We start from the raw sequence: 15587 nt of genomic DNA on the forward strand, positions 1-15587 counted from the left end.
TTTAGGAGTAATGGATAGATTATTACAGGGCGTAACTATTAAGATTAACGACAAGTTATTTGTTAAGAATCCAGAGTCCTCTGAATTGGGAAAGAGAATCATCGAAATAAGTATTCAGATGATTAATGAAATGGGTTTTGAAAACTTTACTTTCAAAAAATTGGGACTTAAAATAGGCTCTAACGAAAGTTCTATTTATCGTTATTTTGAGAATAAACATAAGCTTCTATTATATCTAACATCTTGGTATTGGGGTTGGATGGAGTATCAAATGGTATTCGCAACTAATAGTATTAAAAGCTCAAAAGAAAAACTGCTAAAAGCAATATTAATAATGACTAGAGAGGTTAAAGAAGATTCTGCTTTCTCTCACATTAATGAAGTGTTGCTAAACAAAATTGTTATTAATGAATATTCCAAGTCATACTTAACTAAAGAGGTAGATGCCGAGAATAAAGAAGGTTTCTACATCATTTACAAAAGACTTATAGGTAGGCTGGGAGAAATGATTACAGAAGTTGATTCTGATTATCAATATCCAACAAGTCTGGCAAGTACCATTTTAGAAAATGGTTTGCATCAGCATTTTTTAAAAGAACATTTTCCTTCCCTTACAGATTGTAACGACAAGGTAACCCCGACACAGTATCTAACACACCTTGTATTCAATACGCTAAATAAAGAAATAGATGAGTAAAAATATACTAACTGCCTGGCAACGTTTTCTTGGCTTATTAAAACTAGATAAGAAAGACGTATTTCAGGTTTTTTACTATGCCATATTTGCTGGTGTGGTAAACTTGTCTTTGCCATTAGGTATACAAGCAATAATTAACTTAATGCAAGGTGCTCAAATAAGTACATCGTGGATAGTATTGGTTGTATTGGTAACCTTGGGTGTAGCATTTGTGGGGATACTTCAGTTAATGCAAATTAGAATTATTGAAAATGTTCAGCAAAAAATTTTTACTAGGGCATCATTTGAGTTCGCATATAGATTTCCGAAAATAAAAATGAGCGAACTTCATAATTACTATCCGCCAGAATTGGCGAATAGGTTTTTTGATACGCTAACGATTCAAAAATCATTGTCTAAAGTTTTAATAGATTTTCCTGCCGCATTATTACAAATTGTATTTGGTTTATTGCTGTTGTCATTCTACCATCCTTTCTTTATTGTGTATGGTATTTTATTGCTTTTGCTGATATATGTAGTATTTAAGTTTACTGCACAACGTGGTTTAGACACTAGTTTAGATGAGTCTAGGAGTAAATATAAAGTGGCGCATTGGCTTCAAGAGATTGCCCGTTCAATTGTAAGTTTTAAACTATCTGGTAAAACTTCTCATGCTTTGGATAAAAACGATACCCTAGTAGTAGAGTATTTGAATGCCAGAGAAAGCCACTTTAAGGTAATAGTGCTACAGTTCATACAGATGATTGGTTTTAAGGTTTTGGTAACTGGCGGACTTTTACTGATAGGTGGATTGTTGGTACTAAACCAAGAGATGAACATAGGTCAATTTGTAGCTGCAGAAATCATTATTCTTTTAGTGATAAGCTCAGTAGAGAAGCTGATTTTGGGACTTGAAACTTTTTATGACCTATTAACTTCTTTAGAAAAAATGGGACAGGTGGTAGATAAGGAATTGGAACAACAGAATGGTGAAAAACCATTTTTGGAGAACCAAGCGTTTACCATAGAGTTAAATGAAATTTCATATAGCGTACCACAACCTAAAAGAGAGATAATTTCTAATTTAAGTTTAACAATTTCTCCATCGTGTACTATTCTATTAAGAGGAAGCAGTGGTTCTGGTAAAAATACGCTGCTAAGAATTATAGCAGGTATCATAGAGCCCGATTCCGGTGGAGTATATGTAAATGGTGTTTCTTTAAAAGGAATGAATTTAAATTATTATCGTTCTCATCTAGGGCAATCGCTACCAGAAGAATCGCCTTTTGAGGGGACAATTTTACACAATATTACTTTTGGCGATAAAGACACCACTAATGAGCAAGTGTATTGGGCACTTGATAAAGTTGGACTGACTGATTTTGTTAAAAAACAACCAGAAGGTTTAAATACAATTCTGTATCCAGAGGGGAAACAGATTCCGCATACGGTGTCAAAGAAAATTGTTTTAGCCAGAAGTATTGTGCGCAAGCCAAAACTACTTATTCTAAAAGATCCTTTAGATCAGTTTAACGTTGAAGAAGCAGATAAGATTTTAAGCTTTTTAAGCGACCCATCTAACGGCTGGGCATTGTTAGTGGTGAGTGAGAATGATAAGTGGATCAAAAAATGTTCACGAATCATTACGATGGAAAAAGGTCAGATTATTAACGAAATCGAAGGAAAAGATGCTTAATATATCTCATAAAAAACTAAACCAAAATGTGTCTATAGAGCGTTTTAAATCCGTTCAAAAAGTTAATCATAATAGACATTACAAGCACTTTAATAGGTTTCTTTTTGCTTTTGCGGCAGTAGGTGTTATTGTATTGTTTCTACCTTGGACACAAACTATAAATGCAAGAGGATATTTAACCACTTTGACTCCTGGTCAAAGACCACAAACTATTCAATCTCAAATACCGGGTAGAATAGAAGAGTGGTTTGTACAAGAGGGAGATTATGTAGAAAAGGGAGATACCATTCTCTTTATATCTGAAGTTAAATCAGAATATTTCGATCCAGATTTAGTAGAACGTACCGGGCAACAATTGAAGTCTAAAAGTTCTTCTGTTACATCTTACGAGGGTAAGGTAAAATCATTGGATAATCAGGTTGGTGCACTTTTTAATGAAAGAAGGTTAAAGTTAGAGCAGGCAAAAAATAAACTATTGCAGTCAAAGCTAAAAGCGCAAAGTGATAGTATAGATTTTGAAGCTGCTAAAACCAATATTAAAATAGCGGAGCGGCAATATGAGCGTACGGCGCAATTGCAAAGCGAAGGTTTAAAGGCGGTAACAGATGTTGAAGAGAAAAGATTAAAACTACAGGAAACGCAAGCAAAATTACTTTCTCAAGAGAATAAATTATTGGCTGCCAAGAATGAAATTATAAATGCCGAGGTAGAAATTAATAGAGTGCAGGCTTCGTATACCGATAAAATTTCAAAAGCACAGAGCGATAAATTTACGGCGATGTCCAATCAATTTGACTCTGAGGCACAGGTAAGTAAATTGGAGAATGATTATACAAATTATCAAATGCGAAGTGCGTTACGATATATACGTGCACCGCAAAATGGGTATATAAATAAGGTAATAACATCTGGTATTGGAGAAACCTTTAAAGAAGGAACTCCGTTGGTTGGTATTATGCCTGCAGATTATGATATGGCGGTTGAGACATTTGTAAATCCTATAGATTTACCGCTTATTCATTTAGGAGAAACAGTCAGAATTCAGTTTGATGGATGGCCTGCAATAGTATTTAGCGGGTGGCCAAATGCATCATACGGTACGTATGCCGGTAAGGTAGTTGCCATTGAAACATTCATAAATCCGAATGGGAAATATAGAGTGTTGCTGTCCCCGGATAAGGAAGATCAAGCTTGGCCAAATGCTTTACGTGTAGGTTCTGGGGCAAATACAATTGCATTATTGGAAGATGTGCCAATTTGGTATGAGCTGTGGCGTCAATTAAACGGATTTCCACCAAATTATTATCAACCAGAAGGAGCACAAGACAAACCCGTAAAAAAATAACGATGAGAAGATTTATTTTCTTTTTCTATCTGTGCCTTGGTTTTGTTGCAAATGCCCAAACGGATGATACTATACCATTGAATTTTAAAGAGTATTTGGGGTATGTAAAAAAGTATCACCCTATTACCAAACAGGCAGAGATGGTTATGAGCGTGGGGCAAGCAAATCTTATGAAAGCACGTGGCGGTTTTGACCCTAAAATTTCCCTTGATTATGCTACAAAGGAGTTTAAAGGAACGGAGTATTATGATTTATTGAATTCTACTTTTAAAGTGCCTACTTGGTACGGAATAGAGTTTAAAGGTGAATTTGAGCAGTATTCGGGTGAGTATTTAAATGCCGAAAGAAATGTGCCAGATGACGGGCTTTACAGTGCCGGGGTGTCTCTTTCTTTAGGTCGTGGATCTTGGATGAACGAGCGCATGGCCACCGTAAAAAAAGCCAAATTTTTTAGGGAGCAGTCTAAGGCAGATAGAGATTTATTGGTCAATCAAGTATTGTTCGATGCTTCTTTGGCCTATTTCAATTGGTTGCAGGCTTACCGCAATAGTTTATTGTTTAATGATTTTTTAAAAAATGCAAAGGTTAGGCTAAAAGGCGTAAACAGAAGTGCGCAGTCTGGAGAAATAGCAGCAATAGATACGGTTGAGGCTAAAATAGCAGTTCAGAATAGAGCGTTAGAAAAGGAGCAAGCAAATGTTGTTTTGCAAAATGCGAGGTTAGAACTTTCTAATTACTTGTGGATGGGTGAAAACATACCAATGGAACTACAGCCGCAAGTGGTACCAGATACTTCTTTAGATACAGAGATAGATCAAGCATTGGAAATTTTAGGAAAGCCATTAGATAGTTTTGTTCTGGAGAATCACCCTAAATTAAAATCATTAGGGTATAAAATAGATGGTTTGGTAGTAGATAAGCGTTTAAAGACAAACAAGTTATTGCCTAAAATAGACGTGGAGTATAAATTTATTACGGAAACACCAGAGTATATAAATTCATTTGAAACACAGAACTACAAGGGTGGATTGAATTTTGAGCTCCCGTTATTTCTGAGAAAAGAAAGGGGAGATTTGAAATTGGCAAAATTGAAATTAAAAGATGCTCAGTACGAGTTTGATAATGCTGAGGTACAGATTCAAAATAAAATAACGGCTATTTACAATGAGTTAGATTCATTTGAAAATCAGAATGTTTTAATAGATGATATTGTGGCAAGTTATGAAGCCTTATTGGCAGCAGAAGAACGAAAATTTACCTTTGGAGAAAGCTCGCTGTTCCTTATTAATTCAAGGGAAAGTAAGCTGATAGATGCTGTTTTAAAACAAAATCAGGTAGAGAATAAATACTTTACGGCTAAGGCTAAATTATTTAATAGTCTAGCGGTCAATCCAGAGAATTTGTAAGCTTTGTACATTTATCACTACTAAAGCGTTCGATTAGAATAGATAAAAATAAAAGTAAGCTTGATGGAATTAGTGATAGAAGATTTAGTTAAAAAAGGATTAGAAACTGGTTATAGCTATTCAGAATATAGAAATTTGGTTTCAGATTTAGCTGAAAAAGGATTGGCAACAGGTCCGGTTCAATCGGAAGCATTGTCTCAATACACGCAATTGAATAATAGTCGTATGCGAAGATGGGACAAAACCTTGAAGTTTAGCGATGATGCTGTTGCTAAGATTAAATCTGTTCAGCAAAAAATATCTTGGTTGGTATTGTCAGAAAGCTGGTGTGGAGATGCGTCACCTGCATTACCGGTGATGAACAAGATAACAGAATTAAATCCTAATATATCATTGTCTATAATTCTACGTGATGAGAATTTAGATATTATGAATCAGTTTCTAACCAATGGCGGTATGTCTATACCAAAATTAATAGCAATTGATGGAGAGGAAAATACCGTAGTAGCCACTTGGGGACCAAGGTCAATGAAAGCGACAAATTTGGTAGATACCTATAAAGCGGAAAATGGTCAGTTAACAGCAGAATTTAAACAAGACTTACAGATTTTTTATAATAAAGATAAAGGGCAAAGTATTCTAGAAGATTTGCTAAAATTACTCGATAATTAAGATTAAAAATTTCGAGGCGGTACTCAAAAGTTCAAATTAGCATTTTTAGCAATGTTTTGTGTGTTTCTTTTCTGGACTAGTTTACTTCCCTTGAAATAAGTAAGTAATTGTACCTTTTTGAGAATCTTTTTCAGAAGAATTGAATCTTGCTTTTAAGGCGTAATTAATAGCGTTCTCAACAAGACAGCCATTAGAAGTTCCCGAACTTCTTTCATTGTAATCTGCTTCGGTAACATAGCCTAATGCATTTACTTCTATATTGATAACAACCTTGCCTCCTTCAATACAAGTATATATGGGGGGAGGTAATTTATAATTGTTTCTATCAACCAAAGAGTAAGAAACAGATGTTCTTCTTGCGGCTAGGTTATTGGTAAACTCTTTCTTCTGAGCCTCCTTTTCACCTAATAATTGTTTTTTTTCTTCTCTCTTTTTAGCCAGCGCTTTTACTCTCTCAGAATAACCCGTATCAGAAATGATATCTTCGGTAGGGTCACCGTCGCTCATTTCGCTGCGTTCTTCCATTAATTCTTCTAAAGTCTGTAAAGGTTCTGGATTGCCATAACTTGGCTTTGCCGTTTCATTAAAGGCTAAGTGGCTTTTTATAGGGTCTGCATTGATTTGCTCCTCTAATGGTTCCTCTTTTTTTAGAATTTCTTCTAAAACCTCTTGGTCCATGATCATTTCTACAACATAATCTTCATGAGATTCTTGTTGTCCACCAAACTGAATTCCATACAAAACCAGCACTACAATAGACAAGCTAAAAATAGTGGCAAGTAATGATAATTGTTTTCTGTTCAGATTCATGGTTATATAACCTTAATAACACCAAAATATTTTAGAAGATCGATAAATGACAATCAAATCTTGGTTACTTATTTTCTTCAGGTCCTAATAATATATCGGCAAAGACCAAAGGGTCTTGTGCATTATCTACGTTAAAATCACCTATTTTGGTTCTTCTAAGTGCAGTTAAATGTGCTCCCGAATTTAGGGCTTTGCCAAAATCGTGAGCTATTGATCTTATATAAGTGCCTTTACTGCATGCAATTCTAAAGTGAATATTTAGACCGTCAATTTTAGTAATTTCGAAAGCACTTACAGATACTTTTCGTTTTGGGATATCTACGGATACGCCTTCGCGAGCTAATTCATACAAACGTTTTCCATCTTTCTTTAGTGCAGAAAAAACAGGTGGTGCTTGTTCAATTTCACCAAGAAACTGGCTAGTGGTGGTTTTAATTAAATCGGGGGTAATGTGTTCTGTTGAGAAAGTCTCGTTTATTTCTGTTTCAAGGTCGTAAGATGGTGTGGTGCCACCTAAGGTGAAAACACCAGTGTATTCTTTTTCTTGTCCTTGGTATTCGGTGATTTTCTTGGTAAATTTTCCGGTGCAAATTATAAGAAGTCCCGTAGCTAACGGATCTAAAGTACCTGCGTGTCCGATTTTAAATTTCTTTAAACTAAACCTTTTTCTGATAGCCCATTTCAATTTATTGACCGCCTGAAAAGAGGACCATTCTAATGGTTTATCAATCAATAATACTTGACCGTTTAAATAGTCTTCTTTGGTCAAATCTTTCATGAATTTGAGTGTTTAGGTAGTACTACGGATTAGTGAATCCGTAAATTACGGCAATCAATCCTACAACAAGACAGTAGATGGCGAAATACGAAAGCTTACTTTTTCGTACCAATTTAATCATCCAAGTACAAGCAGCAAGACCGGCAAGAAAGGCAGCAATAAAACCTGCGCCCATCGCTACATTATTTTCTCCGTCGAAAGTTAAATCTCCGCTCATAAGGTCCTTGGCAATTTTACCGAAAATTAACGGCACAACCATTAAGAAAGAAAAACGAGCAGCTTTTGATTTGTCTACACCTAAAAGAACAGAAGTAGAAATAGTAGCTCCACTACGAGAAATACCAGGTAACATAGCAATTGCTTGAGATATACCTACAATAAATGCATTGGCGAAACTTACTTTTTTATCGGTGTCTTTTGCTTTGTCTGCAAAGTATAATAGTACTGCGGTAATGATAAGCATAAAGCCTACAAACCTAATATTGCCACCAAAAAAAGCTTCTAATTGTTCTTCAAAAAACAGACCTACGAATACGGCCGGAAGCATAGAGATGATAATTTTAGCAGAAAACTGACTTTCTTCGTTCCATTTAAATTGAAATAGCCCACTTAAAATTTCCCAGATATCTTTTCTGAAAACAACAATGGTACTCAGTGCGGTAGCAAAATGAAGAACTACGGTAAACAATAAGCTTTCTTCTTGTACAGAGTTATCTCCTAAAATGGCTTTACCCAATTCTAAATGACCACTTGAAGAAACAGGAAGAAACTCGGTTAATCCTTGAATAATACCGAGTATAATAGCATCTAAAGTATCCAATTAATCTTTCTTTTTGTGAGGGTTCAACAAAATGGCATAAATCTCTATTCCTAGGCCAATAAGTACCAAAGTAGGTGCTAGTCTAATTCTTCTGAAATTAAAGATTTCAGGATTAAAAACGTTTGGATCGTCACTACCACCACCACTCATTAAAATGAAACCTACCGTAATACAGGCAAGACCAATGAACATGAATACGTAATTCTTCTTTTGAAAAATAAATTCTTGCTTGGTATGCTGTTCTACTCTATTGTTTTTACTCATGCCGCAAATTTAATAATATAATTCGTCCGTTCTAAGATTTAAGAAGCGTTGGGTCGCGAAATAGGTACTAATGAACGAAATAAGAATTCCTAATAGAAAAACACTAACGAATAAAATTACCAGAATATAAGGTTCATCTAAAAGGCCTAAATCTTGAAAATTAGTATTTACATAATATACGACGCCGCCAATAGCCAATAAAGCAATTGCGGCACCAATCATACCTAGTTTAATATTTTGCCATATAAACGGTCTTCTAATAAAGGTCTTTGTTGCACCAACCATTTGCATGGTTTTGATGATAAATCTTTTAGAGTAGATAGATAATCGAATAGAGCTGTTTATTAATAATACAGCTATAAAGGTAAAGATGGCACTGGCTACTAAAATCCAGAAGCCTATTTGTTCTACACTTTTGGCTACCATACTTACTAAGACCTTATCATAACTTACTTCGTCTACAAAGCTCTTTTCTGCTAGGGTATCGGCTATTTCTTCTACTTTTTCTGCAGTTACGAAATCTGCGTTAAGTTTTACGTCGATAGAATTTTTTAGTGGATTATAGCCTAAATAATCAACAAAGTCTTCTCCTATTTCTTCACTGTGTTGCTTTGCTGCTTCTTCTTTAGAAACATAAGTAGAAGATTTGGTGTATTCTGACATTGCCAGAGTTTTTTGAAGTTGTTCTACTTCAATCTCTTTGGTGTTCTCCTTTAAAAAGACAGATATGGTAATCTGTTCTTTAGAACGGTCTGCCATTTTTTTGGTATTCAATACCAGTAATCCTAATATTCCTAATAGGAACAAGACCAATGCAATACTTAGCACCACAGAAAAATAGGAGGAGATGAGTTTGCGTCTTTGGTAATTTTCGAAAGAGTTCGCCATAGTACTTAAAAGTGCAGTAAAAATAGCAAAGTATTGTCAAATGGAACTTAAAAATTTGAACCGTTAACGTTTTAAACTGAAGTGTCCCTTAAATTGGACAGAATCCGCTTCAATTAGATACCAATAATCATCTTCTGGTAATCTTTCACCTTGAAAAGTACCATCCCACGAAGACGAATTTGTATTTCCGAATTTGATGAGCTTGCCGTAGCGGTCAAAAATTGAAATCGTAACAGAATTAAAAATCTCAAGTCCGTCTGGTTCAAAAACATCATTGACGGCATCTCCGTTAGGCGTAAAAAACTTAGGAATGACTAAGTGATAAAAATCTTCGGTTACTACGCCACAATTTGTATTGTCTTGCACGTAAATAGTATAAAAGCCTCCTTTTACAGCTTCAAAAATTGGGTTGGATTGAAATGAAATTCCATCTAAGGAATATTCAAAATTTCCTTCGTTAATAGTGGAAACAATAATAGAGGGTCCGTCAGATTCTATTCGGTCTATCCTTGGTAAGTCTATTTGTTCTACAAAGAAATTGCGAGATTCTGAACATCCATTGGTATTGGTAACGGTCACCGAATATTCACCTGGCTCAGTAATATCTATAAGTTTGGTGGTTGCCCCTGTGCTCCATTGGTAAGTAACCTTATCAACAGCTGCATCGAGAGTAATAAAAGAGTCTTCACAAATAAAAGTGCTTACATCATCTGGGATTAGGGGTAATGGATTAACGGTTAAGGTAACTGCAGTCCTAGTGATGGATGCACATTCTATTTCATTTGAATTGGACTCGGCATAATACGTGCCGGCTATCCCTATTTCTAAATTTTGATTTTCAGCTAAAATTAAATTTCCACCAGTAGGGGCATCATACCAATTAATGGAATATGAATTTTGAGTTGTAGCAGTTAAGGTTCCTAATTCGCCTTCGCAAATAATAACATCCCCTGCGCTGGTTGGGGCGTTGGGTACTGGTAAAACTATAATATCAAAAACATCCGATACTACATTGCATAAGTCATTGTTCACATTTATGGGGTCTTCAGACGTTTTTACCCTGAAATATGTGGTACTGGTTACAGCAGGTGTCGATAAGGTGTCACCCGTTTCCCCAGGAATATCTGTCCAGTTTTGCTGGTCTGTACTCTGTTGCCATTGGTACGCATGTGTTGAGAAAATGGAAAAATCTGGTGTAACGGTTAATGTTCTTGATACACCGCCTTGATTTTCGCAAACCACCAAGCTTTGTTCGTTGGCACCAGAAGAAACGTTGATATTATCTCCGCAAGATTTAAATAGAATATCATCTATGGCAAGGTCATTTCCGCAGCCGCCATTACTGTTGTTTCTCATCTTTAGAATTACGGATGTCTGCCCTGGTTCTGTTTTAAAAACTAAGGCGTATTGATTCCATTGAGTACTTCCAGTACCAGGTATGCTCCCTGTATCACCTTGTGCAAGAAGATTAGTATCTGTTTCGTCCCATATTTGAAAACGTACATTTACGGGAATACTGTTGCCTTCACAGCTACCTGTTGGTTGTAAATTAATGAGCCACGATGAAAATTCATATGTGGTATTCTCGCATAACCCTGTTACCTCTCGCTGGTAAAATTCTCCCGCCGTAAAACTGGCATTGACTATAAAAGATTTTCCATTGCTATCACCAGGTGTATGATCTTGTATAGAGAGCCAATCAAAGTAGTTAGATGTGCTTGAAATTGTGTAATCTCCGTCGTTTGGGGTTCCTGTGGTAAATCTATAGGTAGTTGTACCGGCAGGTAAAGCAGGCCCGTCGGTTGTTCCAGAACCAAAATCTTCTGTAAAAATTGGGTCACCAGAATTACCACCACAGAAACCTAGTTGCGCATGCAATGAAGTTATGCCGCAACACGTTAGTAGAATAGTAAGTAGAAAACATCTGGAGTACATCATATTCACTGGTTAAAGATATACTTTTTAGTACGATGAATAAATAAACTCAATTCAAGATACAGAGCCTATTTGAAGATTGGTATTTTCACCAAAATCACAACCTAATTATACAAGATGCTTAATTTATTGGATCTAAAAATATCGAGACCCGGACTTTGGTTTCCTACAATTTGGATTTATTTAGTTCCCTTTGGCAATCAGTCAGAGTTTTGGTTGAATATGAATTTTTGGTTAGGGCTATTCTTTGTCACCTTTCCATTAAACTATTTGGTTTACGGTCTAAACGATTATAATGATATAGATGCAGATGCCGTAAATGACAGAAAAGGAAATTTTCTTTTTGGTGCGAAGGCTTCAAAGTCTCAGCTCAGTGGTGTGCTGACTAAAATTACCATACTCACGTCTGTGTTTGTAATTGTATTTACCTTTATTTCTGGTTTAAAAATGTTCTTTTTGCTACTGTTTATGGTGGTCGTGAACATCCTTTATAATTTTAAGCCGTTTAGAATAAAAGAAAGACCTCCGTTCGAAATTCTAATTCAGGTTGGGTATGTGGTTACGGTATTCTTTTCAACAGAACTGAATAATTTAGACCCACTACCATGGCAGACATTGGTCTATTTATCATTGTTTGCATTTCAGGCACATATTGCTGGTGAAATAATGGATATAGAGCCAGATCTAGCTTCGGGCAAGCGAACTACAGCCACATTGATAGGGCGTAAAAATTCAAAATTACTGATGCTCTTGATATTGGTGTGCGAATCTGTTTTAGTTTGGTATTGGTTTCAAGATATAGTTTTGGCATCATTTCTTGGTCTCTTTTCTGCGTTTATGGTATTAGATATTTTTGTGATATTTAAGGGTAGGGCGTATACATTGTCAGAAATGAAATTGTTTGGTTACCTCATTAATTTATCTGCCCTAGCTTCTATGCTGTGGGTATTATACAGTGGAAATTTATTAGAGGTATAGCAAAGGCTGTATCCATAACGTTATTCTTTCGCCTTTAACAGAATAAACCTATTTTTGCGACTTACAGAAAAGAAGTAAAGATCATGCAATACAATTTCAACGAAATTGAAGCCAAATGGCAAAAATACTGGGCAGAAAATCAAACATTTAAAGCAGAGAACGATTCTGAAAAAGAAAAGTTCTATGTGTTAGACATGTTTCCTTATCCTTCTGGGGCAGGACTTCATGTGGGTCATCCGCTAGGGTATATTGCAAGTGATATTTATGCACGATATAAAAGGCATAAAGGTTTTAACGTATTGCACCCACAAGGATATGATTCTTTTGGTTTGCCGGCAGAGCAATATGCTATTCAAACAGGTCAGCATCCTGCGGTAACTACAGCTGCAAATATTAAAACATATAGAAGGCAGTTAGATCAGCTAGGTTTTTCTTTTGATTGGAGCAGAGAGGTACGTACTTCTAGTCCTGAGTATTACAAATGGACACAGTGGATATTCATTCAAATATTCAATTCTTGGTATAATAAGGATACTGACAAAGCAGAGGATGTAGAAACGTTAATTGCTAAATTTTCTACGGATGGTAATACCAACGTAAATGCAGTATGTGACGATGATATAGAACCTTTTACAGCTGAAGAATGGACCGCATTTTCTGATGTTAAAAAACAAGAAATATTATTACAATATAGATTAACGTACTTGGCAGATACTGAAGTAAACTGGTGCCCTGCACTAGGTACGGTATTGGCGAATGACGAAATAGTAAACGGAGTATCAGAACGTGGTGGTCACCCAGTGGTTCGTAAAAAAATGACCCAATGGAGTATGCGTATTTCTGCCTATGCACAACGTTTGTTAGACGGATTAAATAAAATTGATTGGCCACAACCTTTGAAAGATTCCCAGACAAATTGGATAGGTCGTTCTCAAGGTGCTTCGGCTGTTTTTAATGTGAAGGATCATGATGAGAAAATAGAAGTTTTTACCACCAGACCCGATACTATTTTTGGAGTTAGTTTTATGACTTTAGCTCCTGAGCATGAGTTGGTTTCTAAAATAACAACTGTCGAACAAAAAGCTGAAGTAGAAGCCTATATAGAAGCAACTGCAAAACGTTCGGAGCGTGATCGTATGGCAGATGTGAAGACTATTTCAGGTGCTTTTACAGGTGCATATGCAGAACATCCATTTACAAAAGAGCCTATTCCAATTTGGATTGGTGACTATGTATTGGCGGGTTATGGGACTGGAGCGGTGATGTCCGTGCCATGTGGTGATCAACGAGATTACGATTTTGCAAAGCATTTCAATATTCCTATTCCTAACATATTTGAAGGTGTGGATATTTCTGAAGAAGCATTTGCTGATAAGGATAAAACGGTTATTGCAAATTCTGATTTCCTAAACGGATTACCATATAAGAAAGCTATGAAATTAGCGATATATGAGTTAGAGAAAATAGGGCATGGCGAAGGAAAAATAAACTATAGATTGCGTGATGCTGTATTCAGTCGTCAAAGATATTGGGGAGAACCTTTTCCGGTGTACTACGTGGACGGAATGCCTCAAATGATTGCAAAAGAGTATTTACCTATTGCCTTGCCAGAAGTTGAAAAATATTTACCTACCGAGACAGGAGAGCCGCCATTAGGTAATGCTGAGGTTTGGGCATGGTGTAACAAAGAAAATAAGGTAGTTTCTAATGATAAGATTGATAATGAAACGGTATTTCCTTTAGAGTTGAATACTATGCCAGGTTGGGCAGGTAGTTCGCAATACTTTAATAGGTATATGGATCCGCATAATAATGAAAAGATATTCTCTGAAAATGCTATTAATTACTGGCAAGATGTAGATTTATATATTGGCGGTAGTGAGCACGCAACAGGGCATTTGTTGTATTCTCGTTTCTGGCAAAAATTCATGTTCGATAAAGGTTTGGTGCCTAAAGATGAGTTTGCTAAGAAACTTATTAATCAGGGTATGATTACTGGGACTAGTGCTTTTGTTTATAGAGATGAGGATGGAAAAACATTGATTTCTAAAGGCTTAATAGAAGGAAGAAATGTTACTCCAATTCATGCGGATGTATCTTTAGTAAATGCATCAGATGAGTTGGATGTTGAAGGATTTAAAAAGTGGAGGGATGAATTTGCGGATGCGGAATTTATCACTGAAGAGGATGGAACATTTAAAGTAGGTCGCGAAGTCGAAAAAATGTCCAAATCTAAATACAACGTTGTTAATCCTGATGCTATTTGTGAGGAGTACGGTGCAGATAGTTTGCGTTTGTATGAAATGTTCTTAGGGCCATTAGAGCAATCTAAACCTTGGAATACAGCTGGTATTACAGGTACACATTCTTTCTTAAAGAAACTATGGAGACAATTTCATACAGGTGAGAATGCTTCCTTTTTAGTTAGCGAAGATGAACCTTCAAAAGAATCGTGGAAAACATTACATAAAACCATAAAAAAGGTAGAAGAAGATATAGAGAACTTCAGTTTCAATACATCGGTATCAACATTTATGATCTGTGTTAATGAACTTTCTTCGCAAAAATGTTACAGTAGAAAAGTACTAGAGCCGTTGGCTATTTTAGTATCGCCGTACGCACCACATATTGCAGAAGAGTTATGGAATAAATTGGGTCATACTGAATCTATAGCTACAGCGCCTTTCCCAAAATTCGAAGGAAAGTATTTGGTAGAGAGCAGTAAAGAGTATCCTATTTCCTTTAATGGTAAAATGAAATTTACTTTAGAGCTTTCGTTAGACTTATCTAAAGAAGAGATAGAAGCTGCGGTAATGGCCAATGAAAAAACCCAACAACAATTACAAGGTCGCGAGCCTAAAAAGGTGATTGTAGTACCGGGTAAAATTGTCAATATCGTTGGGTAATTAAGAGAATATATTTAAAAGAAGAGGCGATATTTATCGCCTCTTCTTGTTTATGCAGTTGTAAAATATAAAAATATGGACAGTGTCGAAATCTTAGGTTTGATCGCCGCTACTTTAACCACAGCGGCATTTGTACCACAAGTATATAAAACGTGGAAAAATAAATCTGTTGAAGATATTTCCCTTACTATGTATACTGTTTTATTAACAGGGGTTTTGCTTTGGTTGGTTTATGGAGTGAATATAAATAGTTTGCCTGTTATTTTAGCAAATGGAATTACATCTGCCCTTCTAATTTTAATGGTTTTAATGAAATTAAAATATAAATAACAGCACACCCCCTAATTTTATAGGGGTGCAAACTCATAATTATATATTTTTACCAACCAACCCCTACGTTTTATCGAATTATT

Annotated in this window: 14 protein-coding genes; 8 read left to right on the top strand and 6 right to left on the bottom strand. The window is 35.8% G+C overall.

From position 1 onward, the window contains the following. The first annotated feature begins 10 nt into the window (after positions 1-10). From P178_RS0108670 to P178_RS0108690, 5 genes are all read left to right on the top strand, one after another. Positions 11-697 carry a TetR/AcrR family transcriptional regulator gene (locus tag P178_RS0108670; protein WP_036145938.1) on the top strand — a complete coding sequence of 229 codons (687 nt, stop codon included), beginning with the start codon at positions 11-13 and terminating at the stop codon, positions 695-697. Next, complete coding sequence (locus P178_RS0108675; protein ID WP_027065857.1) at positions 690-2372, top strand: peptidase domain-containing ABC transporter; 1683 nt, start codon at positions 690-692, stop codon at positions 2370-2372. Before P178_RS0108670 ends, P178_RS0108675 begins: the two co-directional genes overlap by 8 nt. Then, a complete protein-coding gene (locus tag P178_RS0108680; RefSeq protein WP_027065858.1) occupies positions 2365-3717 on the top strand; it encodes an HlyD family secretion protein in 1353 nt (450 codons plus the stop codon). The genes P178_RS0108675 and P178_RS0108680 overlap by 8 nt, the downstream gene beginning before the upstream one ends. Positions 3718-3719: 2 nt before the next feature. Further along, positions 3720-5123: a TolC family protein gene (locus P178_RS0108685; protein ID WP_027065859.1), complete on the top strand. Its 1404-nt coding sequence runs from the start codon at positions 3720-3722 to the stop codon at positions 5121-5123. 63 nt (positions 5124-5186) lie between these two features. Then, a complete protein-coding gene (locus P178_RS0108690; RefSeq protein WP_036145941.1) occupies positions 5187-5795 on the top strand; it encodes a thioredoxin family protein in 609 nt (202 codons plus the stop codon). Between the two features lie 81 nt (positions 5796-5876). Here the strand turns inward: P178_RS0108690 and P178_RS0108695 are convergent, their stop codons facing one another. The 6 genes from P178_RS0108695 to P178_RS0108720 form a co-directional block, all read right to left on the bottom strand. After that, entirely contained in the window at positions 5877-6605 is a 729-nt protein-coding gene (locus P178_RS0108695; RefSeq protein WP_027065861.1) for a hypothetical protein, read from the bottom strand. A 64-nt stretch (positions 6606-6669) separates the two neighbouring features. Beyond that, the gene (gene truB / locus P178_RS0108700; RefSeq protein WP_027065862.1) at positions 6670-7383 is read right to left on the bottom strand and encodes a tRNA pseudouridine(55) synthase TruB; all 714 of its coding nucleotides are present in this window, start codon (positions 7381-7383) and stop codon (positions 6670-6672) included. A gap of 22 nt (positions 7384-7405) precedes the next feature. Beyond that, positions 7406-8203: an undecaprenyl-diphosphate phosphatase gene (locus P178_RS0108705; protein WP_027065863.1), complete on the bottom strand. Its 798-nt coding sequence runs from the start codon at positions 8201-8203 to the stop codon at positions 7406-7408. Next, positions 8204-8467: a DUF3098 domain-containing protein gene (locus P178_RS0108710; RefSeq protein ID WP_027065864.1), complete on the bottom strand. Its 264-nt coding sequence runs from the start codon at positions 8465-8467 to the stop codon at positions 8204-8206. A gap of 9 nt (positions 8468-8476) precedes the next feature. Next, positions 8477-9355, bottom strand: a complete 879-nt coding sequence (locus P178_RS0108715; RefSeq protein ID WP_027065865.1) for a cell division protein FtsX — start codon at positions 9353-9355, stop codon at positions 8477-8479. 63 nt (positions 9356-9418) lie between these two features. After that, entirely contained in the window at positions 9419-11293 is a 1875-nt protein-coding gene (locus P178_RS0108720) for a T9SS type B sorting domain-containing protein (RefSeq protein WP_036145944.1), read from the bottom strand. Positions 11294-11407: 114 nt separating this feature from the next. Between P178_RS0108720 and P178_RS0108725 the strand changes: the two genes are divergently transcribed. The 3 genes from P178_RS0108725 to P178_RS0108735 all read left to right on the top strand — a co-directional run bounded on the left by P178_RS0108725 (position 11408) and on the right by P178_RS0108735 (position 15504). Continuing rightward, complete coding sequence (locus tag P178_RS0108725; RefSeq protein WP_027065867.1) at positions 11408-12268, top strand: UbiA family prenyltransferase; 861 nt, start codon at positions 11408-11410, stop codon at positions 12266-12268. Positions 12269-12351: 83 nt separating this feature from the next. After that, on the top strand, positions 12352-15174 hold the full coding sequence (leuS, locus tag P178_RS0108730) for a leucine--tRNA ligase (protein ID WP_027065868.1): 2823 nt from the start codon (positions 12352-12354) through the stop codon (positions 15172-15174). Positions 15175-15249: 75 nt separating this feature from the next. Beyond that, positions 15250-15504, top strand: coding sequence for a SemiSWEET family sugar transporter (locus P178_RS0108735; RefSeq protein WP_027065869.1), 255 nt, complete (start codon positions 15250-15252; stop codon positions 15502-15504). The last annotated feature ends 83 nt before the right edge of the window (positions 15505-15587 follow it).

This window comes from Maribacter sp. Hel_I_7, assembly GCF_000688315.1.
GTDB classification, from domain to species: Bacteria; Bacteroidota; Bacteroidia; order Flavobacteriales; family Flavobacteriaceae; genus Maribacter; species Maribacter stanieri.